Source organism: Pseudogracilibacillus auburnensis, assembly GCF_003201975.1.
GTDB classification, from domain to species: domain Bacteria; phylum Bacillota; class Bacilli; order Bacillales; family Amphibacillaceae; genus Pseudogracilibacillus; species Pseudogracilibacillus auburnensis.
Genome location: NZ_QJJQ01000023.1, coordinates 17,295 through 39,899, shown reverse-complemented (window position 1 = coordinate 39,899; position 22,605 = coordinate 17,295). Strand labels below are relative to the sequence as shown.

General features: G+C 35.3%; 18 protein-coding genes and 1 riboswitch. Of the genes, 12 read left to right on the top strand and 6 right to left on the bottom strand.

Annotated elements, in window-relative coordinates; all coding sequences use genetic code 11:
- Positions 1–8 precede the first annotated feature (8 nt).
- From DFR56_RS21110 to DFR56_RS21085, 6 genes are all read left to right on the top strand, one after another.
- Complete coding sequence (locus DFR56_RS21110; RefSeq protein WP_110397444.1) at positions 9–956, top strand: AAA family ATPase; 948 nt, start codon at positions 9–11, stop codon at positions 954–956.
- Positions 957–960: 4 nt separating this feature from the next.
- Positions 961–2,082, top strand: a complete 1,122-nt coding sequence (locus DFR56_RS21105) for a DUF58 domain-containing protein (protein ID WP_110397443.1) — start codon at positions 961–963, stop codon at positions 2,080–2,082.
- 57 nt (positions 2,083–2,139) lie between these two features.
- Complete coding sequence (locus DFR56_RS21100) at positions 2,140–4,524, top strand: transglutaminase-like domain-containing protein (protein ID WP_110397442.1); 2,385 nt, start codon at positions 2,140–2,142, stop codon at positions 4,522–4,524.
- A gap of 56 nt (positions 4,525–4,580) precedes the next feature.
- Positions 4,581–4,763: riboswitch (cobalamin riboswitch) on the top strand.
- Between the two features lie 128 nt (positions 4,764–4,891).
- Positions 4,892–6,883 (top strand): DUF4430 domain-containing protein, encoded by a 1,992-nt coding sequence (locus DFR56_RS21095; RefSeq protein ID WP_110397441.1) that lies wholly within the window; start codon positions 4,892–4,894, stop codon positions 6,881–6,883.
- 275 nt (positions 6,884–7,158) lie between these two features.
- Positions 7,159–8,004 (top strand): DUF4430 domain-containing protein, encoded by an 846-nt coding sequence (locus DFR56_RS21090; RefSeq protein ID WP_158525755.1) that lies wholly within the window; start codon positions 7,159–7,161, stop codon positions 8,002–8,004.
- A 109-nt stretch (positions 8,005–8,113) separates the two neighbouring features.
- Complete coding sequence (locus tag DFR56_RS21085) at positions 8,114–8,698, top strand: nitroreductase family protein (protein WP_110397439.1); 585 nt, start codon at positions 8,114–8,116, stop codon at positions 8,696–8,698.
- A gap of 51 nt (positions 8,699–8,749) precedes the next feature.
- Here DFR56_RS21085 and crcB read toward each other — a convergent pair whose 3' ends face one another.
- From crcB to DFR56_RS21055, 6 genes are read right to left on the bottom strand one after another with little or no spacing between them, the layout of a single operon-like run.
- Positions 8,750–9,097 carry a fluoride efflux transporter CrcB gene (crcB, locus tag DFR56_RS21080; protein WP_242694916.1) on the bottom strand — a complete coding sequence of 116 codons (348 nt, stop codon included), beginning with the start codon at positions 9,095–9,097 and terminating at the stop codon, positions 8,750–8,752.
- On the bottom strand, positions 9,094–9,525 hold the full coding sequence (locus DFR56_RS21075) for a fluoride efflux transporter FluC (protein ID WP_110397438.1): 432 nt from the start codon (positions 9,523–9,525) through the stop codon (positions 9,094–9,096). Before DFR56_RS21075 ends, crcB begins: the two co-directional genes overlap by 4 nt.
- Positions 9,501–9,914, bottom strand: a complete 414-nt coding sequence (locus DFR56_RS21070) for a Fur family transcriptional regulator (RefSeq protein ID WP_110397437.1) — start codon at positions 9,912–9,914, stop codon at positions 9,501–9,503. The genes DFR56_RS21075 and DFR56_RS21070 overlap by 25 nt, the downstream gene beginning before the upstream one ends.
- Entirely contained in the window at positions 9,915–10,763 is an 849-nt protein-coding gene (locus DFR56_RS21065) for a metal ABC transporter permease (RefSeq protein WP_110397436.1), read from the bottom strand. It lies immediately after the preceding gene.
- A gap of 11 nt (positions 10,764–10,774) precedes the next feature.
- Positions 10,775–11,533, bottom strand: a complete 759-nt coding sequence (locus tag DFR56_RS21060) for a metal ABC transporter ATP-binding protein (protein ID WP_110397435.1) — start codon at positions 11,531–11,533, stop codon at positions 10,775–10,777.
- A gap of 47 nt (positions 11,534–11,580) precedes the next feature.
- Complete coding sequence (locus tag DFR56_RS21055; protein WP_244916608.1) at positions 11,581–12,726, bottom strand: metal ABC transporter solute-binding protein, Zn/Mn family; 1,146 nt, start codon at positions 12,724–12,726, stop codon at positions 11,581–11,583.
- A gap of 259 nt (positions 12,727–12,985) precedes the next feature.
- Between DFR56_RS21055 and DFR56_RS21050 the strand changes: the two genes are divergently transcribed.
- The 6 genes from DFR56_RS21050 to DFR56_RS21020 all read left to right on the top strand — a co-directional run bounded on the left by DFR56_RS21050 (position 12,986) and on the right by DFR56_RS21020 (position 22,433).
- Positions 12,986–14,209 carry an ROK family protein gene (locus DFR56_RS21050; RefSeq protein WP_211320660.1) on the top strand — a complete coding sequence of 408 codons (1,224 nt, stop codon included), beginning with the start codon at positions 12,986–12,988 and terminating at the stop codon, positions 14,207–14,209.
- A gap of 13 nt (positions 14,210–14,222) precedes the next feature.
- Positions 14,223–15,686, top strand: a complete 1,464-nt coding sequence (locus DFR56_RS21045) for an NAD-dependent succinate-semialdehyde dehydrogenase (protein WP_110397433.1) — start codon at positions 14,223–14,225, stop codon at positions 15,684–15,686.
- Positions 15,687–15,702: 16 nt separating this feature from the next.
- On the top strand, positions 15,703–17,085 hold the full coding sequence (locus DFR56_RS21040; RefSeq protein ID WP_110397432.1) for an aminotransferase family protein: 1,383 nt from the start codon (positions 15,703–15,705) through the stop codon (positions 17,083–17,085).
- 180 nt (positions 17,086–17,265) lie between these two features.
- On the top strand, positions 17,266–18,714 hold the full coding sequence (nhaC, locus tag DFR56_RS21035) for a Na+/H+ antiporter NhaC (protein WP_110397431.1): 1,449 nt from the start codon (positions 17,266–17,268) through the stop codon (positions 18,712–18,714).
- A gap of 487 nt (positions 18,715–19,201) precedes the next feature.
- On the top strand, positions 19,202–20,038 hold the full coding sequence (locus tag DFR56_RS21025; protein WP_158525752.1) for an MBL fold metallo-hydrolase: 837 nt from the start codon (positions 19,202–19,204) through the stop codon (positions 20,036–20,038).
- A gap of 1,096 nt (positions 20,039–21,134) precedes the next feature.
- Positions 21,135–22,433 (top strand): MFS transporter, encoded by a 1,299-nt coding sequence (locus tag DFR56_RS21020; protein WP_110397428.1) that lies wholly within the window; start codon positions 21,135–21,137, stop codon positions 22,431–22,433.
- Positions 22,434–22,605 lie beyond the last annotated feature (172 nt).

Sequence of the window (22,605 nt, the reverse complement as noted above, 5' to 3'; positions counted from 1 at the left end):
GATCAATCATGCTTGCAAAACTAGAACAAGCAATAAATGAAGTGAAAAAAGTAATCATTGGAAAAGATGAGATTGCTAAGAAAGTGTTAATGGCTATTCTTGCAGAAGGACATGTTTTACTTGAAGATATCCCGGGGGTGGGAAAAACAACGATGGCTTTAGCATTTAGTAAAGCACTTGGATTAGACTTTAACCGGGTCCAATTTACTCCTGATGTTGTTGCCTCCGATGTCATTGGTTTTACAATGTATGATAAAGGACAAGAAAAATTTGTGTTTAAAGAAGGTGTTGTCATGTGTAACTTGTTGTTAGCAGATGAAATTAATCGTACAACAAGTAGGACACAGGCTGCTCTTTTGGAAGTAATGGAAGAGAAAAAGGTGACGGTAGATGGAATGACTTATGATTTACCACAACCTTTTAATGTCATTGCTACACAAAATCCAATCGGTTCATATGGAACGCAAATGTTACCACAATCCCAAATGGATCGTTTTATGATTAAAACAAGTATTGGTTATCCTGACTTTGACAGTCAAGTGGAAATATTAAAAGATCGACAAAAGGAACAACCTCTTGATCATGTAACGGCTGTAATAACTGTTGATGAATTAATGAAGATGCAAACGGAAGTACAAGAAATCCATGTTGCAAATGAAATGTTAAAATATATTACGAGCTTAACAGAGGCGACAAGAACTAATGAATTAATTATACAAGGCATCAGTCCACGTGGAGCGTTAGCGCTTAGTCGGATAGCAAAAGCACATGCATATTTAGCTGGTCGGGATTATGTTATACCTGAAGATGTGATCGAAATGTTTATTGATACGGGAAATCATCGGATTATTTTGGACCAAAAAGCACAAGTATCAGATGAGAGTGCAGAGTCAGTGTTATTAGGAATATTAAATAAGGTACCTACACCAGATATTCAATATAATATGAGCATTTAAAAACATGAAAAATGATAAAGGTGATGCTATGATACGAAATCGTTTTCTTATAAGTATATTACTCGTCTTTGTTCTCTTGTTTTATGTTTTCAATGATTCATATGTTGCATTGTTACTACTTATTTTAACGATAAGTTTATTCACGTTTTCTTGTATACTAGTACTTTTTGTTAGAAAAAAAGTCCAGCTTACCATTGAAAATAAACGATCCATTTATAATAATCAAAACGGATTGTTCACACTGCATGTAAAAAATAATAGTTTATTTCCCGTCACAAAAGTTAAATTTGGGCTCCGTATACATAATGTGTTGACGAATGAACAGTATAGTGATCATTTTTACACCGCCTTAAATGGAAAGGAAAGTAAATCCATCCCCATTCAATTAAAAAGTAAATATGTAGGAAAAATAATCTTTACGGTAGAAAATAGGACAGTATATGATGTTTTTGGCATAGTAGGCTCATCGAAACAGTTGATGAAACAAGAAGAATTGTATGTGTTACCTTATCTAAACGATATAAATATACTACTGGATACATGGATGACTGATTTTCACGAAGACTTCTTACAAATAGAAGAAAAAGGATTCGATCATCTTGATGTAATTGGGTTGAAAGAATATGAAGTAGGTCACAATGTGAAACATATTCATTGGAAGCTTTCTAGCAAACTAGATCATTTACTAGTGAAAGAAATGAGTAACCCAAAAGACTCTTCTTACTATATTCTACTTGAAACAAGTGTAGAGAATATGGAAGCGAAAGAAATAAACGAAATGATTGAATCTACTTATTCACTTTCAAGAGCATTGTTAGAACAAAATCAAGCTCATTATATAAGCTGGCTAGATTACGATATAAATGATTTAAAGGTTGAAAAAATCATCTCTCTCGATCAATTAAATCATTTATTACGCAAAATGCTTGTCATGACATTTAAAGTGAAAGGGGAGACTAGTATCCATGCTTTTAGTCACCATAAAGACAGATTACAACTATCACATTTAATTTATATTACATCTTTACAAAGAGCAGAAAGTAACTTGGAACATTTACATCATATAAAATGGAATATTATCCATTGCTCGTTAGGAAAAACGGATGATGCTACTACTAGTGCATAAATCTAGAACGACAGATAATAAAAGACAAAATCTTTCTGTTTAAGGAGTTTGGTTGAGGTGGATTATAAACACAAGCAACTTGAATTATCGTTTGACCTAAATGCGGTCAATGAAAATAAGGACAAAAGAACAATATTTATCGATATTCTACTTACATGTATGTTGTATATTGTATTAATCTTTATTGTACGATCGATGTTTCAATTACAAAAGATTCATTTCGTATCGATGATACCGGGTCTTATGTTTATTATATTTCTATCTATTTTTAATCAAAGAAAAAGATATAAATATTTAGCTTTCATTGGCGTTATATTGCTATTTATCCTTTTCTATCCGTTTATTTTTCAAGGATTACTTACTATTTTAAATGATGTCTTTTATGCGATTGGAATACATACAGGGGTTATATTACCGGAATATATGATTACTATTTCAACAGTAAAAATACCATTTGTTGCAAACAGTTCATGGGCTTATTTTACATTTGCTTTTTCAGTCTTGTTTTACTATCTTGTCAAATATAATAAAGTTGGTATCAGTGTCCTTGTTGTGATTGGAACATTTTTATTGCAAATTATTTTCCAACTCCAAGCTCATTATTTATTAAATATCATGTTATTTTTTCTCTGCTTACTTCTCATCATAAAGAAAGAGAATAGTAGGACTTATACGATAAGCAATGTATTTCAGTTAAGTTCACTTTTAATGTTAGTTGTCTATGTGACCACTGTTGTCGCATTGTTATTCATTTATCCGTCTGAAACATATGAAAAAAATAAGTATATTAATAACGTAAGTAATTTTATCATTGCAAAAATAGAGAATGCTCGTTATGAAAAAAACAAGACAAACTCATTTACACATGGGGATTTCACTAGATTATCTGAATTAGAACTTCATGAAGAGGAAGCTTTAGAAATCGTAATGGACAAGCCTACCTCCCTATATTTACGAGGGTTCATAGGTTCCACCTATACAAGTGAACGTTGGGAAGAGTTACATGAAGAAACATATTATACAAATCATGGATTATTTTATTGGTTACATGATGAAGGGTTTTATGCGTTCAATCAGCTCCATAACATTCGGAATATATTGGAACTGGATCAAGTAGGCGAAACCGTGCAAATGACGATTAATAATAAAAATGCCAATAGTAAATATATATATACTCCCTATGAATTGAGTTCACACTATACTAATACAGAAGTAAAACCATATAGTGACAGTATGCTACACTCAACAAAGTGGTTTGGAGATCGCTTATATAGTTATGAAGTGAATTCAGACTTAGTGAGCACATATCCAACATTGGCGAGTGAACTATATGAACGAAGAGATGATGATAAGCTAAAAAAGTATTTTAATCATGAAAGCCATTATAATTCATATGTGTATCAAACATATACTGATTTGCCTGAGCAGATTGAACAGCTGTTTAAAAATCATTTTGAATTAGCTAACACAGAGGAAGATAGTCATATTGCATATGAAAAAGCAATTAATTTTGTCAAGAGTCATTTAAACGAAACGTCCACGTATAAAATAAACCCGGAACCTTTACCAGAGGATCGAGATTTTATGGTGCATTTTCTTCAAAGGACAAAGGAAGGATATGCAACACATTTTGCAACTGCAGCGACATTAATGTTTCGTTATTTAGGAATACCAGCACGATATATTGAAGGTTACTTAGTGACACCTGCTGATATAGAAAATGTACAAGATTTTGAGAAGATTAGTGTTACTGGAGAAAATGCACATGCATGGACGGAAATATATATGGATGAAATAGGTTGGATTCCAGTAGAAGTGACCCCACCATATTATCATGTAATGGCTCCAACTGACTTATCAAATTATCCAAAAGGAAATGTCCAACAAGAAAAAGATCATTTATCAACGACAGGTTCTAGCGGTGGTGCCACAGAACCAACACAAAAGATTAAAGAGAAAGATTCCGACCAACCTAAGGAAAAAAAGGGGAAAAATGATTCTTTATCCATCTCCAAGATTGTCTTTATCATTGTTAGTATGTTGTTTATGATCATAATTGGAGGAGCGGTAGGGTATTTTATCCATAAACGGATGAAAGTAAGGAAGCGGAATCGTTTATTTGAGCAGGCAAATATAGATAACGCAATTATGAGCTTATTTTCATATACGATGTTTTTGCTCCGTTATGAAGGTATCGAAGGACAAGGTGGATCGACAAATACCTATGTTCCTCTCATTAAAAATAAATACGGATCTGATTACGCAAGAAAATTTCAACAAGTTATCCAAATAAATCAAGAAGCAGTTTTTAGTGAACATCAAACTACGCCTCAAGATTATCAATTTGTGTATGAATTTAAAGAAAAAACATTGAAGCAAATAGTAAAATCGAAAAATATTTTTCAACGAATAAAAATGAAGTATTGGGAATGTATCTATTAAGTTCTAATATGACTTTAAATTGACATCGATTGTTTCCTAATTTATGATAGTAGTAATTAAATAGCTGGGAAGAGAGCGATTTGTGAAAATCGAGAAATAGGGAAGTTGGTGTAAATCCAACGCGGTCCCGCCACTGTAATTGTGAATTTTCTATCAAAATACCACTGTCAATTTGATGGGAAGGTGATAGAAAATGAGGAGCAAAAGCCAGGATACCTATCTTTTTTTCCAAAATATAACCTACTACGAGGATAGAAGGTGTGCGAATGAAGATGATACATGAATCATGTTATGTCATTTACTTTGCATGCGAACGTCCTTTCAAGAGGATGTTTTTTTTATTTAAATAGGAAACGGGGGATGTAAGGTGAACAAACGTATTTTGAAGCAATTTGCATTGTTTTTTTCATTTCTATTAGTTTTTGTGAATCTATCATTTATCCAACCACAAATTAGTTCAGCTGAAACGTTGGATCAAGCTGTAACAATTAAGGCCATTGATGGTGACGGAAAAAATGTGATTGATACGAAAGCAGTAGAGATTAATGATGGAGATACTGCATGGGATGTCTTACAACATGTTGCAGATGAGATTGATTATGATGAATTTGACTATGGAATCATGATCAACGGAATCAATGGCATTAATTCTGATTGGGATACATATCAAAACTTTTGGTCTTTTATTGTAAATGGCAATTCCGCTTCTGTCGGAACATCAGCCTATGAAGTAAAGCATGGCGATAATATTTTATTTTGGCTAACGGATGATATGGATGCGAACATTACTGTGACGGTTTCCGCGATGGATGGGGAAGGAAATCCAATCATTCATGAAGAAAGTGTAAATGTTACCCAAAATTCAACAGCATATGATGCGATCGTACAGGCGACAAAAAAACAAGATGTACCTTTTGATGTCGCAGTAGATTCAACCTTTTTTACATTCATTAATAATGTTGGTGATGTAGAATTAGCAGAAAATCAATGGTGGGAGTTTTTAATCGATGATCAATCATCCCAGGTTGGAGTATTGAGTCACCAAGTTCAACCGGGTGAACATATTCAATTAAGAGTCCAATCATTTAATGACGGATCAGAAGAGGAAGATGAAGATCCAGACAATGAAGAGAATGATGAAGATGAAAATGACGAAAAAATAGATGAAGAAACAAATGAAAACGATAATAATGATGAGAAGAATAATGAGGAAAAACCTACACCTGAAAAGGAAACACCTTCAAAGAAACTGATCAATCAAGTAAGTAAAGAGGTTGATTTTTTAGCAAACCATGTTGTTGCTAATGATCTAGCGACGGCTTTCGGAGATGAATGGTGGGTATGGGGTCTTGCGACTTCAGGTAATTCAGTTCCAAATAGCTATATAAAAAGTATTGAACAAGTAGTGCAAGAAAATGAGGGTGAGTTTGGAAATGTCTTTGATTTAGAGAAAGTAATCATTGCTCTATCTTCATCCGGAGTGGATGTAACAAATGTTTCAGGCGTTCATTTATTAGATAAGTTAGCAGAACATAGTGGTTTAGAAAATCCCCTCATTAACGCAGCTATCTTCGCCCTTATTGCGGCAAATAGTGGACAATATGAGTTTAATGAAGAGAAAGAAAACGAGCTTGTACAACTTATTCTTGAAAGTGAACTAGATGGAGGCGGCTGGGCATTTTTCGGCTCCAAGCCTAGTGCAGATATTACAGGAATGGCGCTTATTGCACTAGCTAATTACAAAGATCAACCAGAGGTAAAAGCTGCAATTGACCGTGCAGTAACTTATTTATCAAATGAACAAGCGAGTAATGGTGGCTATTATGATGAGTGGAATGGCGGATATACGAGTGAAACAGTTTCACAAGTTATTACTGGTTTAGTCGCTGTTGGTGTTGAACCAACAAGTGAACCATTTACGAAAGAAGAAGGAAAGAATTTAGTAGAACATTTACTCGAATTTAAAACGGCAGATGGACTATATAGTCATGTCCTTGGAGACGATGAATCAGATAGTTTTTCAGCAACACCACAAGCATTTTTAGCATTATCAACGTATAAAAATTTTGTTGATGGAGAGGTACCGCCAAAACCAATTCCAACAGAGCCTAAAGAAGAAAAGCCAAATAAAAACGGTAAGGTAGATGACACGGATAAGACGAAAACACCAAAAGAAGAAAATGGTGAAGAAAAGCCGCCTACGAAAAAAGAAGAGACTGATAAAGAAAAAACAGATAACAAAGGTGATAAATTACCGAAAACTGCAACAGATGTTTTCAATATGTTCGTAATCGGACTTTTAGTACTTGTAGTCGGATTTGTGTTTTTCATGCTTCAACGAAAATGGAAACAGGAATAAGTTAAAAAGTGAGGATGGGACAAAAGTGTTTTCACCAAAGAAAAACCTGAACAATGGTAGCTGCATATAACCCGCTCTGGAAATATACTACGCTTTCCGCGGGCGGCTGGTGAGCCTCCTCGTGCTAGTGCACTGTGGGGTCTCACCAATGCCTTTTCTCCCGCAGGAGTCTACGTATATTTCCTCCGCTAAGGTAATACATTGTTCGTCTTTAGATTTGGTCGTTTTCGTTATGTCCCAGCCCCCTTAAAATCTTTATAAAGGAGGGACCCCAATTGAAAAAAGTCAAAAACTTTCTAGTCATTTTGTTAGTGAGCTTACTAGTTATTTTTTCTGCCTGTGGAAATAAGGAAGAAAATGTAGGAAATGATCAAAGAGATGATCAGGAAAAAATAGATGAAATTAGTGAAGAAGCCGACGGGGAAGACGAGATAGATACAGATGAAAATGATGAAACGGATGAGGAAGAAGAGAATAATAAGAAAGAAGACAAATCCGAAGATTCGGAAGACCCGTTACAAACAAAAATTACAAAGACTAAAAAAGATCAAGATGTAACAAAAGACAGCACAAGTACGAACAATAACAATAATAAAACAGCTAAAAATGATACATCCTCAACGACAACTAAAAAAAGTAATAATAATAATAAATCATCAAACAATTCAAAAACATCAAAGTCAAATGATACGAAAAAAACAAGCAGTCATACAAATAATAAGAGTACAAAAAGCAATTCATCTTCTTCATCTAAAAATAATCAATCTGCTCCTAAAGAAAAGAAGAAAGAGGAAAAGGTAGAACAAACGGTCACAGTGTCTGTTTCAATCCCAAGCGGTGTAAATAATGGTTCTGGTCTAGCGGCTACAACGGTCACAATTAACGAAGGTGATACAGTATTAGATGCGTCTTTAAAAACAGGAATTAGCATTGATTACTCTGGATCAGGTAGCACTGCATATATAAAAGGAATTAATGGATTAAATGAATTTGATGAAGGCCCTTTAAGTGGTTGGCTCGTTAAAGTGGATGGTTCTTTAATTAATCGTAGTGCAGGAAACTATAAGGTAACAGATAAACAAACAATTGAATGGGTTTATACAACAGATTATACTAAATAACAATCTACCTTAAGAAGTCGTCAAAACATATAGGTTGAATCCTTTTTTGTCCTTTACTATGATAATGTATGTGCGAATAATTTAGTTGGCAAAAAGGAGATTTCAAAAAATGAATATAGAAGAATACCGAACAGCAGATTATCCAATAGATCCAATCTATATAAAGCGTTGGTCCCCACGGTCATTTTCAACCAAAGAAGTAGAGCAGGAAAAATTAAACAGCTTATTTGAAGCGGCTCGTTGGGCACCATCAGCTGCAAACTGGCAACCGTGGCGATTCATCTTCGCTAAATCGAATGAAGATCGCAAAAAATTTCTTTCATTTCTCTATGAAGGAAATGTAGAATGGTGTAAAAATGCTCCTGCATTCGTTGCCATTGCATCAAAAACGACACGCAATGAAGCGGGAGATCCAAATATAGCACATACTTTTGATACTGGTACAGCTTGGGGATATTTATCTCTGGAAGCAAACCGTCAAGGGTTAATTACACACGGAATGGGTGGCTTTGATCGCGGGAAAGCGAAAGAAGTTTTACATATTCCAGATGAATATGATATACACGCAATTATTGCGATTGGTTATCACAATCCACAAGGAGAATTATCTGAAAAAAATAAAGAAAGAGAAATCCCTTCCAATCGTCATCCGATTGAAAAGTTTGTTTTTGAAGGAAAGTTTGTAGAAGGCTAAAGAAGAAGGCTAGTTTCACGTAATCGTTGGAACTAGCTTTTTTTATGTTTATTACCAAACTAATACAATCCCGACAAGTATAATGGAAAGGGTAAAGGAACTAAGGACATAATACATGGCCGTTTGATACTTTTTCGCTAATAAAAGTTGAATCGTTTCGTTGCCGAATGTTGAAAACGTCGTGTAAGCCCCGCAAAATCCAACTCCTAATAGTAACCATAAATAATCAGGAATTGTTCCAGTTAAATAATAGCGAAGTAATATCGCAAGTAGGATCGATCCAGAAATATTCGCAATCCAAGTTCCAAAAAAGTGTTTATTTAGTCTATTTGAAATAAAAAAACGGATGATACTACCGAAAAAACCTCCAATAGCAACAAAAAGGAGCTGAATCATCATGGTACAATCGCTTCTTTCTTAAGACTTTTTGCCACTTTATAGCCAATGAAACTGCACAATAGTCCACCGCAAATTGTTAAGAACAAATAAAGGAACGCATAGAAAACATTTTCTTTTCCAACCAAAATTACTTCTACCGTAATAGTCGAAAATGTGGTATAAGAACCAATTACTCCTGTGGTTATGGCTGTAAAAATGGTCGGCGATATTTTATCCTTGATGAAAGGAGTAAATAAAACAAACGTAAGCAAAAATGCACCGCTTACATTTACAGTTAATGTAGCCCAAGGAAAAGCTGAAAAATTATTCGTTCCAAAAAGGAATGAAAGAAGGAACCGTAAAGAAGAGCCAATGACACCACCAATACCAATTGCTACGTATAATTTTAATCTGGAAATACCTTTTAAGCAATTTGGCATGTTGGGCATAAGCCATACACTTCAAATTTATGCCCATCAATCATATATTTAGTAAGAAGTTTCTCCACTTCATCCATTGGACATAGATTAATTTTTTTTGTTTTACCACAAATATTACAAATGAAATGGTGATGGTGGTGATCCCCACAATTCATACGGAAATGTTTTTCTGCATTCAAATCAGTCGATTCTAAAATACCTAAATCATGATATAAATGTAAATTACGATAAACAGTATCAAAACTAATTCCAGGATAGGTTGTTTCCATATATTCATATAAATCTTTTGCCGTTTGGTATTTATCTTCTTTTGCAAAAAAGGCTAAAATATCTTCCCGTCTTTTTGTCATTTTAAATCCTTTATTTTGAAGTAACCAACTTGCTTTTTTCATATCCATTTATTTCACACCCTTTTGAAATTGAAAAGATAGTCGCTTCAATCCTAATGAAATCATTAAAATAATAATAGCGATCATTACAATTGTCCCACCAGGTGGTATACTCAAATAATATCCACTAACTAACCCGACAATCACAGCGGTTTCAGCAAATAGAATTGAATAAAAAATAAGCTGTTTGAAACTAACTGCAACTCTCATTGCACTTGCAACAGGTAAAGTCATTAAGGCAGAAACGAGTAGTACTCCAACTATCCGAATGGAAGCAGCAATAACAAGTGCAGTTAATACAATAAATAAAAAATGAATACGATTCGAATGGATACCTGAGACGGTTGCATGTTCTTCATCAAATGAAAGAGTTAATAATTCTTTATAAAAAATGAAAATAATACAAACGATAAAAATGGAAATGCCAAGAATCGTGAAAAAGTCTGTTCGACTAACGGCTGAAACAGAGCCAAATAAATAATTAAATAAATCGGTATTAAATCCATTTGCAAGGGAGATGAAAATAACACTTAAGCCGACGCCTCCACTTAATATGATCGGTATACCTATTTCTTGGTATGCACGATAAACAGATCGTAACTTTTCAATTAAAATTGCACCGACGACTGAAAATCCCATCCCAGTATATAAAGGACTTAATAATGGAAGAAGGAACATCTTTTCAATAAATAAACCGAATGCAATTCCCGCTAACGTTACATGTGATAAAGCATCTGCCAATAGTGATAACCTGCGAACAACTAGAAATGAACCAAGTAATGGAGCGATAATACCGATTAAAATTCCTGTAAAAAACGTGTGACGTAAAAAGTCAAATTGCAAAATATCTGCTAACATAAAAACCTCCATCAATCATGGTCATGAACAATAACTTGTACAGGATGTCCGTAAATTTCTGATAAATACTCTGCTGAAAGTGCTGAATATTCGTCTGTCTTTCCGTGAAAATGCAATGTTTGATTTAGGCAGACGACATTTGTTGCATATTTTGTCATTGCTCCTGTATCATGTGTTACAAGTAATAGGGTAATATTTTGCTTCGTATTCAGTTCATGAAGTAGTTCATAAAATCGTTCCACATTTTGATAATCAATTCCGACTGTTGGCTCATCTAAAATAAGTAATTCAGGATCACTAACTAAAGCTCGGGCAATAAATACTCGTTGTTGTTGTCCGCCTGACAAGTTCCCAATATTTTGATAAGCATACTCGCTCATACCAACTTGGTCAATGGCTGTTAATACTTTTTGTTTGTCTTTTCGTTTCATGAATTTAAAATAACCAACTTTTGCAGTTAGTCCCATCGATACGACTTCATAAACAGTTGCAGGAAACCCTTTATTAAATGTATTTGCTTTTTGGGAAACAAAGCCAATCCGGTTCCAATCTTTAAATTTATCAATCGGTTTATCGAGTAGAAAGATCGAGCCTTGATCAGGTTTTAATAATCCTAATATTAGTTGAATTAATGTCGTTTTTCCACCACCGTTTGGTCCAACGAGCCCCATAAACATTCCTCGTTTAATTTCAAGGTTCACGTTCGATAAAATTATTTTTTCATCATAGGTAAAATGGATATTTTCCAAACGTATAACCGATTCAGACATTTGTTTCACCTCAAGTAAGCGCCCTTGAAGGAAGGGCGCAAATTTTATTACTTTGTAGCTTGATCAAGTACTTCTAGGTTTTTCTTCATTAATGATAGATAATCATCGTTATTTTCGATATCTTCATCTACTAGTACTTCTAAGTTATGAAGTTCCAGTTTTTCTGCACCGATATGGTCTTGAATAATCGATGCAATTCGGTTTGAACTATTTTGTTCAAATATAACATATTGTAAATCTTGTTCTTTTGCAAGTTTTGCGATTTCGGCTAATTCTTTTTGGGAAGGTTCATCACTAGAAGATAATCCACTAATCGGAATTTGTTCAATACCATACTGATGTTCCCAATACCCATAAGCTGCGTGTGTAACGATGATTTGTTTGTTATCTTTCGCTTGCAATTTTTCTTTAAACTCTTCATCAAGTTCAGTCATATTCTCTTTTAGTATAGCAAAGTTTTCATTATATTTCTCTTCATTTTCTGGATTTAGTTCAATTAATGCATCCTTAACAATTTCACCCATTCCAATCATACGTAATGGATCCAACCAAATATGTGGATCGACATCCCCATGATCGTGATGATGATGGTCATCATGGCCGTGGTGGTCATGATCGTCTTCCTCATCATGTCCATGTTCGTCATGCTCTTCCTCTTCGTGAGCATGATGGTCATGCTCTTCCTCTTCGTGAGCATGATGGTCGTGTTCCTCCTCATCATGTCCATGCTCGTCATGTTCATCCTCTTCATGAGCATGATGGTCATGATCATCCTCTCCATGATCGTGAGCATGTTCATGTTCACCTTCTAAAAATAGATCCTCATTATTTTCTTCAATCTCAACGAAAACTACTTTTTGGGATTGTAATGCTTCTTTTGCGCTATCTGCAAATCCTTCCATTCCCGCACCAACATAAAAGAACGCACCCCCATTTGCTAAATCTGTTATTTCTTTAGAAGTAGGTTCATATGTATGGGCATCAACACCTGGCGGATAAATAGATTTCACTGTCGCATCTTCCCCAGCGATTTGCTCTACAACATACTGCATTGGATAAATGGATGTATAAAGTACTAAATCATTTGATGTATCATTATTATCCGATCCATCTTTATTGTCAGCATCTTCATTTGATGAGCCTGATGCACAACCCGCTAAAATAAAAATAAAGATTAAAACGATAAAACTCACTCTTTTCAAAAAATCATTCCTCCCTCATAATGATAAACCAAGTATATCGTAATCATTACGATTTGTAAACAGGAATGGTTACGATTTAATTTAAAGCAAGTATAGTAGGAAATGACAAACTTTTATTCAAATTGATTAGAAGATATTAAAATTACTAGAAATTTTAATTGTAAAATGAAAGTTATAGCCTTATTATTAAAAACTTTTGACTAAAATGAATAAAAGATATATAATATGATATATGAAAAAGAAGGAATATATGCTGAAGAGGATTTTGTCATTATCGACACAAAAAGGGGATAATTTAAAGTCGGTTTATTACATTGTAGCGAATGAAAGCGGTTTAACTCGGACGGAGATTGCCGAAAGAGCTGGCTTAAGGCTTAGTACTTGCTTTCGCTTAACAGATGAACTTCTAGAAAGCGGTTTAATTTATGAAAGTGGGGAGGCGGAATCAAGAGGAGGTAGAAAGGCGATAAAGTTAGCTATTTCACCTAAAGTAAATTATTTAGTTGGTATCGATATCTCTCGTACTTATACAAAAGTTCTTCTTTTAGAGTTGAATTTAACGATTGCTGAAGAAAAAAGTTTTGTCATGAACGAAACGAGCACGCCAGATGTAATCATCCAAAAGATTATCTTTACTATCTATTCCATGTTAAAAAAACAAAAGCTTGATGTAAATTCCCTTCTTGGCATTGGAGTCAGTGCGATAGGGCCACTAGATACTGTAAAAGGGATGATTATAAATCCGCAACAGTTTCCCGCTTCCGGATGGACGGATGTCCCGATTGTAAAATTACTAAAAGAAGAGTTTGCTAGTCAAGTAATTTTAGATTATGGAGAAAATACAGCATTAAAGGCTGAAAATCGACTTGGCATAGCAAGGAGTGATCGAACTGTCATCCATATAAATAAAGGAATAGGCATTAGACTGGGCCTGATGATAAATGGGGAGATTATACGGTCTGAGAGCAAGGCGGGTGCATTTGGACAGGGGCATATGGTTGTAGACATACATGGGAGAAAATGTACTTGCGGAAATTATGGTTGTATGTGTGCATATTCAACTATCCCTGCTTTAATTAAGGAGGTACAATTCCAGCTAAAAAGAGGAGCTAACTCTTTATTACAGAATAGGGTAGAAGAATGTTCAGCTCTTACATTTTCTGATATTGTTCGTGGATTAGAAGAGGGAGATCAATTGTGTAAAGAAGTAGTTAGGAACGCTGCTTATTTTTCAGCTGCTGGATTAGCTAACTTAATCACTATTTTTCAACCAAGCAGAGTTATTTTAAGTGGACCTATCTATAGAAAACTAGACTTGTTTTATAAAGTGTCTGTTGAAAAAGCAAAAGAGAGGTACAGTAAATTATTTCCACACTTAGATGTTACTTTTAGCCAAGGTGCATTAGGAGAGGATGCAACAGCAATTGGTTCAGGTAGTGTAGTATTCGAATCATTCTTTGATAAATATAAATGAGGAGGAATTTAACATGTCTACGAAAGAAAAACAAACAACAAAGGAGTTTTTTATAAACGGTGTTTGGCAAACAGCAGAAGAGAATTCAACAATAGATGTGATCAATCCTGCTACAGGTGAATGTGTTGCTCATGTTTCAAAAGGAGGAGCTAAAGAAGCAAAACTTGCGATTGACGCAGCATCTGAGGCTTTTGGAGCTTGGAAAAAAACTCCTGCAAGGGAAAGAGCAAACTTGTTATGGAATCTATATGAAAAGGTGCTCGACTATCAAGAAGAATTAGCTGAAATAATGACGTTGGAAGCAGGGAAGCCACTCAAGCAATCTCGGATGGAAGTGCTAAATGGGGCTGAATATATTCGTTGGAACGCGGAAGAAGCAAGACGTATATATGGTACAACGGTAGAATCAATGGATCCTAGTAAACGGCTACAATTAAAAAAAGAAGCGATTGGACCAGTTGTCGCCATTACACCTTGGAACTTTCCATTTAGTATGATTACAAGAAAGCTATCACCAGCACTCGCTGCAGGCTGTACAGTTGCCCTTAAACCGGCAGAAGAGACTCCGTTAACAGCCATTAAGTTTTTTGAAATTGTCGAAGAAGTAGGTTTTCCAAAAGGAGTATTGAACTTAGTAATAGGAGATGCACCCGCCATTGGAGACACATGGTTGTCAGATAAACGTGTTCGGAAAGTAACGTTTACTGGATCTACCAAGGTTGGGAAAATGCTCTATGAAAAAGCGGCTCAGCAAGTAAAAAGAGCTTCGATGGAATTAGGCGGACATGCTCCTATTTTAGTATTTGATGATTGTGATTTGGAAGCTACTATTCAACAAATTGTTCGTAGTAAACTAAATAATTCTGGTCAAACATGTATTAGTCCAAATCGGATTTACGTACATGAAAATATTGTTGATGAGTTTACAGATAAATGTAAGCAACTGATTCAGTCAATGAATGTTGGCGACGGTACCAAAGATGATACGGATATTGGTCCTGTCATAAATGAGCAAGGTGTCCAAAAGGCAGAAAGTCATGTGAAGGATGCTTTGGAAAAAGGAGCAACATTAGTTTTAGGTGGAGAAAAGCTACAAGTTGACGGTTGTGAAAATGGTTTCTTCTATGCACCTACCATCTTAAAAGGTGTAGATGAGACGATGGAAATTGCTTATGCAGAAACATTTGGGCCAATCGCACCGATTTTTTCATTTAAAACAGAAGAAGAAGTAATTAACAAGGCGAATGATACAGACTATGGTCTTGCCGCTTATATATTTACGAATGACTTATCACGTTCACATCGAGTATCCGAAGCACTTGAATTTGGGATGGTTGGAATAAATGACACTGTTTTATCCCAAGTAGAAGGAGCATTTGGTGGAGTGAAGGAGAGTGGATTTGGTAGAGAAGGTGGACCAGATACTTTGGAAGGATTTTTAGAGACTAAATTTATATCTACAATCATTAAAAACTAATTTGGAGGGATGACTTATGTCGATTGCCAATGTAAAAGATACGTTAACAGAACAATTAAGAGAGTGGGACCGAAACTATTTTATGCATCCGACTTCATCAGTGAGAGCCCATCAAGAGCATGGACCTTCACATATTTTTACAAAAGGCGAGGGAATCTATTTAACGGATATCAACGGGAAAACGTATATTGATGGATTATCTTCTTTATGGAATGTGAATTTAGGTCATGGACGAAAAGATTTAGCAGAAGCGGCAAGAAATCAGCTGGAAACGTTGCCATTTACGTCCTCTTTTAATAATTTTTCAAATGAGCCAGCCATTCGCGTATCTAAAAAAATTGCTGAAATAACACCAGGTGATTTAAATGTCACTTTTTTCACATCAGGTGGATCAGAATCAAATGAAAGTGCATTCAAAATTATTAGAGAATATTGGAAGTTAAAAGGCCAGCCAGAGCGGACGAATATTATTAGTCTGCAAAAGGGTTACCATGGTGTTACGTTAGGGGCAACTAGAGCAACAGGTATGGATAATTTTAATACGTTTGGAACTTCATTTGCACCCGGATTCCTGCAAGCAACACCTTACTTAACCGAGTGTGAAAAAGGGGATACGACACATCCTAATTATGCAAGTTCTATACGCGGAATGATTGAAAAAGAAGGTCCAGAAAAGATTGCAGCAGTGATGATGGAACCAATTCAAGGAGCTGGAGGATTGAATGTCCCTCCAAAAGGTTATTTACAAGCGGTTCGTGCATTATGTGATGAATTTGGCATCTTTCTAATTGCTGATGAAATTATTTGTGGTTTTGGAAGAACTGGGAAAATGTTTGGAGTGGAAAATGAAGGAATTGTACCTGACTTTATGACGGTCGCAAAAGGAATTACTAGTGGATATGTTCCGTTAGGTGCAGTCATCATGAGAGAATCATTTAGGGACGAGTTAGCTTCACTAACAGATGGAATCCTATTTCATGGTTTTACGTATAGTGGGCACCCAACTTCATGTGCGGTAGCGCTTAAAACACTAGAAGTGCTCGAAAAGGAAAATATCGTTTCCCATGTAAAGGAAATGGAAATTGTTGTAAAAAATGGCTTTGCTAGTTTAATAGAGCGTCATCCACATGTTACAAATGATCGTTGTGTTGGTCTCCTGTCTGCCTTTGATGTATTTAAAGAGCCTGAAACAAATACACCGTTTCAGCCAGCTGAATTTGCAGCTCAGATTTTGAGTAAGGAATGTGAAGATCGTGGACTTATTATCCGTCCCGTTATGTATAAAGGTGCAAACACAATCGTATTCGCACCTCCACTTGTAAGTACAAAAGCAGAAATTGAAGAAGCTTTTGCTATTTTTTCAGATGCATTAACTGCTTTTGAAAAAAGAATTCAATAAACATTGGTTTAGAACGTGAAACAGTTATGTTCACGTTCAAACTTCTAAAATATAGAAAAGAAAATAACGATCATTGAAATCGCTTACCTTCTATAATGTTAACCACTCAATATAACAGATAAGAAGATGTAATCGAGAAAAGCAGATGATTATTACGCAAAATCTGAGGAGATGGTTATGATGTCAAAAGTAAAAAATCCAACAATAATAGATGGAATATTGCCATTGATTGTTTTAGTTGTTGGTGCTCTCCTATCCATATTAGTATGGGATACTAGCATGCTTGTTCCATTAATGCTAAGTATCGTAACAGCAGCTATTATTGCAATTCGTTTAGGACACCCTTGGACAAAAGTGGAAGGGTATATGATAAATGGTGTTAGGATGGTACTGTCTGTCGTATTTATTTTAATGATAATAGGTGCTTTAGTTGGAACGTGGATATTGAGTGGAACAATTCCGACATTAATATTTTATGGTCTAAATATTATTAATCCTTCTTTCTTTTTACCAATGGTTGCGATTATTGCCGGCATTTTGACACTAGTGTTAGGGAACGGTTTTATTACGGCAGGAACAGTTGGGATTGCTTTTATGGTCATTGGGCAGGGAATGGGGTTTCCTGCAGAGATTGTAGCAGCTGCTGTAGTGACTGGTGGACTAATGGGGGATAAGTTGTCACCATTATGTGATACGACGATTACTGCTCCCGCAATTGTGGATACAGATGTATATAGTCATATTAAACATATGTTGTGGGATACATTACCAGCTTACTTTATATCCGTTATCATCTTCTGGTTTATCGGTAATAAATATGCTAGTAATACAGTTAACTTAGCACAACTCGAGGAAATAACTGCTAATCTTGCTAACGTATTTACTATTACTCCTGTTTTATTTTTATTGCCAATTATTACATTAATCTTAATTGTAAAAAAGTTTCCTGTTATCCCTGTGTTAACTACATTAGCGTTGCTTGGTGGGATTGCTTCCATTATATTTCAAGGTAGTTCAGTTGCATTAGTCGTTCAGACAATGACAAATGGGTATGTCGCAGACACGAACATTGAACTTCTTGATACTCTTTTGACACAAGGTGGAATCGTTTCCATGTCAGGGATTATTTTATTAGTCGTTTTTGCAACTGCTTTAGGTGGTATTTATGAAGGCGCTGGGTTGTTCAGCGTGCTATTAGATAAGATGATAGAAAAAGCAAAATCAGTTGGTGCACTAATATCGGCTACTATTTTTTCAGGGTTATTAATTGGATTTTCCAGTGGAGCACTTTATTTAGCAATTATACTACCAGGGAGAGCTTTAGTAGGAACATATAAAGAGCGGGGTCTTGATACGAAAAATTTATCTCGTTGCTTAGAGACAGTGGGGTCTGTCGGTATTTATTTAGTACCTTGGGGCGTTCCAATTTTATTCGTTTCCTCTGTTCTTGGCGTAGATCCAATTAAATTGATTCCGTATCTATTTTTTGCTTTTTTAGTTCCAATTATTAATATTATCTATGGTTTCACTGGATTTACCATTGCAAAAAAAGATTATCCTGAAACAATAAAACCAAGGGAAGAGTCAACTACACCAACTTATATTGCGACTGAAAAAGCAATAGATTAGGAACGAATATATATAATCATTGAAAGAAAGTATTTTTTAAGTAGTTAGATGAGTCAATTTCATCAATGCTCATTCCAGAAATAAATACGAACATTTATATGTAAAGTTACATTATTGATCGTATTTATAATATAAACTTCGGGGATTGGAACGGCAGGCGGACGACTCCTGCGAGAGGAAAGGCCTAGATGAGACCCTGCCCCGGCAAGGGGTATGCCGACGTTGGCCGCAAAGGCCGGTTTTAGTTGGCCCTCCTTTAATTTCGAGTGAGGAGGCTCGTCAGCCGCTCGTGGAAAGCGTCCGCCAAGAGTGGAAATCAACTCCACCAAGTTTTATTGTTTGGATTTAAATGTGATTATTGAATGATGAAATTGATTTAGATAATAGTCTTTATAAGTTGTCATATAACGATATGTGACGTTTAATGGAATTGGTAAAATAAAAAATGAATGTAGTTTAATCAATTGACAAAAGGATGAAAAATACAATGAAAAATACGATATCAATTACGATGCTTGGAACGGGAAGTCCACGACCAGATCTGGAAAGATCAGGTCCTAGTCAAGTGCTACATATTGGAGACACACCTATTTTGATTGATTGTGGGGAAGGGACTACAACTCAATTGCTTAAAGCAGGAATCAAACCGGAGAATGTAACTTGCTTATTCATGACACATCTTCATTCGGATCATTTTTTTGGCTATGGACAATTTCTTTTAGGTGGATGGGGAAATGGTCGCAGGGAATTGACCGTTATCGGGCCAAAAGGAATAAAGAATTTTCATGAGACGTTATTAAATATGTACGATGACGATATTTCTTATCGTACCTCCCTTGGAAGACCCGGGAATGGTGTATTGGATGTAAACATTATTGAGCTTGACAAACCAGGAGTAGTACCTGATGTTATTCCAGCAAAGGTGACAGCTGAAGAAATGGTTCACAATGTTCGAACATTCGGCTATCGTTTTGAAATAGAAGATAAAGTCGTCGTCATTTCTGGTGATACTGCACCAACCCAAAATATTGTTAAACTAGCCCAAAATGCGGATATTCTTGTACAAGATGCGTGTCTTGCAAAAACAGGAATTTATCGAGAAACCAAAGATCCAGAATTACAAAAGATATGGGATAATTTACAAAAAGAACATTGCTCTCCACAGCAAGCAGGAGAAATCGCACAAAAAGCTGGGGTGAAAAAATTAGTGATGACCCACTTCTTGCCTAATGTTATTCCTGAAGAGGTTTGGCAAGAAGCCAATGCTGTTTTTGATGGAGAATCCGTCGTTGCTGAGGATTTAATGAAAATCTTTGTCAGATAGAACAACTGCTATTGATCAATGTGAAGCAAATGAATTGAAGATACAATATTTTCAGGGGATATACAGATAAATGTATCTGTATAAGAAGACAAACATTTGATAACGTAACTAATTTTATTCGAATTTTTAATAAGAACAGACATAAAAAGAATCCTTTCTGTTGGTTGTTTTGAATCACTTAATTCTAACAGGGATGATTCTTTTTTTCTTAGGGTTCACTTCTTCGAGGATAAAATCCAGTTATTCATAGGTTGTTTTTATAAATAGATTATTTCATCATTCAATATTTTAGTTGAAATTTAAACAATAAAGATTTGTTATTACTCAACTTTCACAGAGTGGAATGGACAAAAAAGCGTTCGTAGAATGAAGTGAGATGTAGATACAGTGTTGATGTTGGATTAACTGTTTGCTCTAAGAAGTCTATTTACATCTGCTCTTTTCGCTAAGTTTGTTGCTATGATCACACATTTGAAATAAATTGCGCGGTTTATTTCTGATATGTAAAAAACAACAAATCTATTTGGTAGTAGAAGTATTCGCAGATCCAACCTTTGAGAAATTGGTTTATTATACTAAGGTTGTCAAGGATATAATTAGGAGCAACCCAAGCTTAACCAAGCGAATGTTTGGACTCATTGGTGTGAAAGTTGAGTTATTCGCTTCTACTCTAGGTGTTAGTTAAAATACCCAAAAAGTAAGATTTTTTTAATGTGTCATGTTCGGATTTATCCTTGGAATTAGCTTTTATGAAATTGATTCACTTAGATATTTAAAAAGGTGCACATTATCCTTTAAGATTGATCCATCTTAAAAGGTCTCCGCTCTTTAATCTAATTCGATCAGCGAATTTGTATTTTACTCATTAATACAATATTATCGTAATTATATTATATAAAATATATCATACTTATACCGGTATAAAGAATTGTTGATATATCTTATATCTATGTTTTTTAAGTTATAAAATAAAATTATACTAAATGGCTGTTCATCTAATACATATAATCTTCAATTATATTCTGGACTATTTTACAATATGATAGGAGGCAGACTATTTTAGGAATTTATTATGGCAAAGGGGGAAAACGGATAAATGACGTGGAAAAATAATACAAAAGAAATAGAACAGTATATCCATTCGATTGAAGCACAACAAAAATTATATAAACGTTCATTATTCATCGTTGTCTTGTCACAAATATTTGGTGGGGCGGGACTAGCAGCGGGAATTACAGTAGGGGCATTAATTGCTCAAGATATGTTAGAAACCACCAGCTATGCGGGTTTACCAGCCGCGTTATTTACTTTAGGATCTGCATTAGCAGCTTTTCTAGTTGGGAGGATATCACAACGATATGGTCGGCGTCATGGATTATCTATCGGATTCCTTGCAGGTGGAATTGGTGCGATAGGTGTCATATTAGCTACGGTGATTAATAGTATTTGGCTATTGTTTTTTGCATTATTTATCTATGGAGCTGGAACTTCAACAAATTTACAAGCCCGTTATGCTGGAACAGATTTAGCAAATGAAAAACAACGTGCGACAGCGATTAGTATCGCAATGGTTTCGACGACTTTGGGAGCAGTGGCGGGTCCTAATTTAGTCACTCCAATGGGAAAGGTAGCTGTATCTATTGGGATTCCAGCTTTAGCGGGACCGTTTATTTTAGCGGCATTTGCTTATATATTAGCAGGGCTAACGTTGTTTATTTATTTGAACCCTGATCCTTTTTTAGTTGCTCGAGCAATAGATGCCAATCAAGAAAAGCAAGCTAATCAATTATTGGATCAATCGATTCCATTACAAACGAACGTAAACCGGATAGGGATCATCGTTGGGGCACTTGTTCTCGTATTGTCTCATATCATCATGGTTGCCATCATGACAATGACTCCAATTCATATGCAAGATCATGGATCAACTTTGACAGCGGTTGGACTTGTTATCGGCTTACACATCGCCGCTATGTATTTACCATCGATTGGAACGGGGATATTAGTTGATAGAGTGGGTCGTATTACTATGGTCATTGCATCAGGGATTACTTTAGCTATTTCGGGATTATTGGCAGCCTATGCACCAGGGGACTCCCTACTATGGCTTACGATTGCGTTGATATTGCTAGGTCTTGGTTGGAACTTTGGTTTGATTAGTGGTACGGCGATTATTGTCGACTCTACCAATTTGGAAATACGTGCGAAAACACAAGGTTCTGTAGACGTGTGGGTTGCGTTAGGAGGAACAGCAGGAAGCTTATTGTCTGGAGTTATTGTCGCCTACTCAAGTTTTGGAATGTTAGGATTGTTGGGAACTTATTTAGCACTGCTGTTCATCCCGATTATTTTTTGGGCGCATGTAAAGGAAAAGAGTAAAGCTCGTGTGATGTAACGTATTCTAGAAAGGAGCATTCTGGGTCAAAATGAATTGCTTTTTTCAAAATCAGAGTAATGTAATAAGGTGGTTTTATATAAGATAATTTTTCTGAAAACAATAAAGACACTCAAAATTAGAGTGTCTTTATTGTTTTTACTTTATATCTAAAGTAAAAATAGTATTTTAT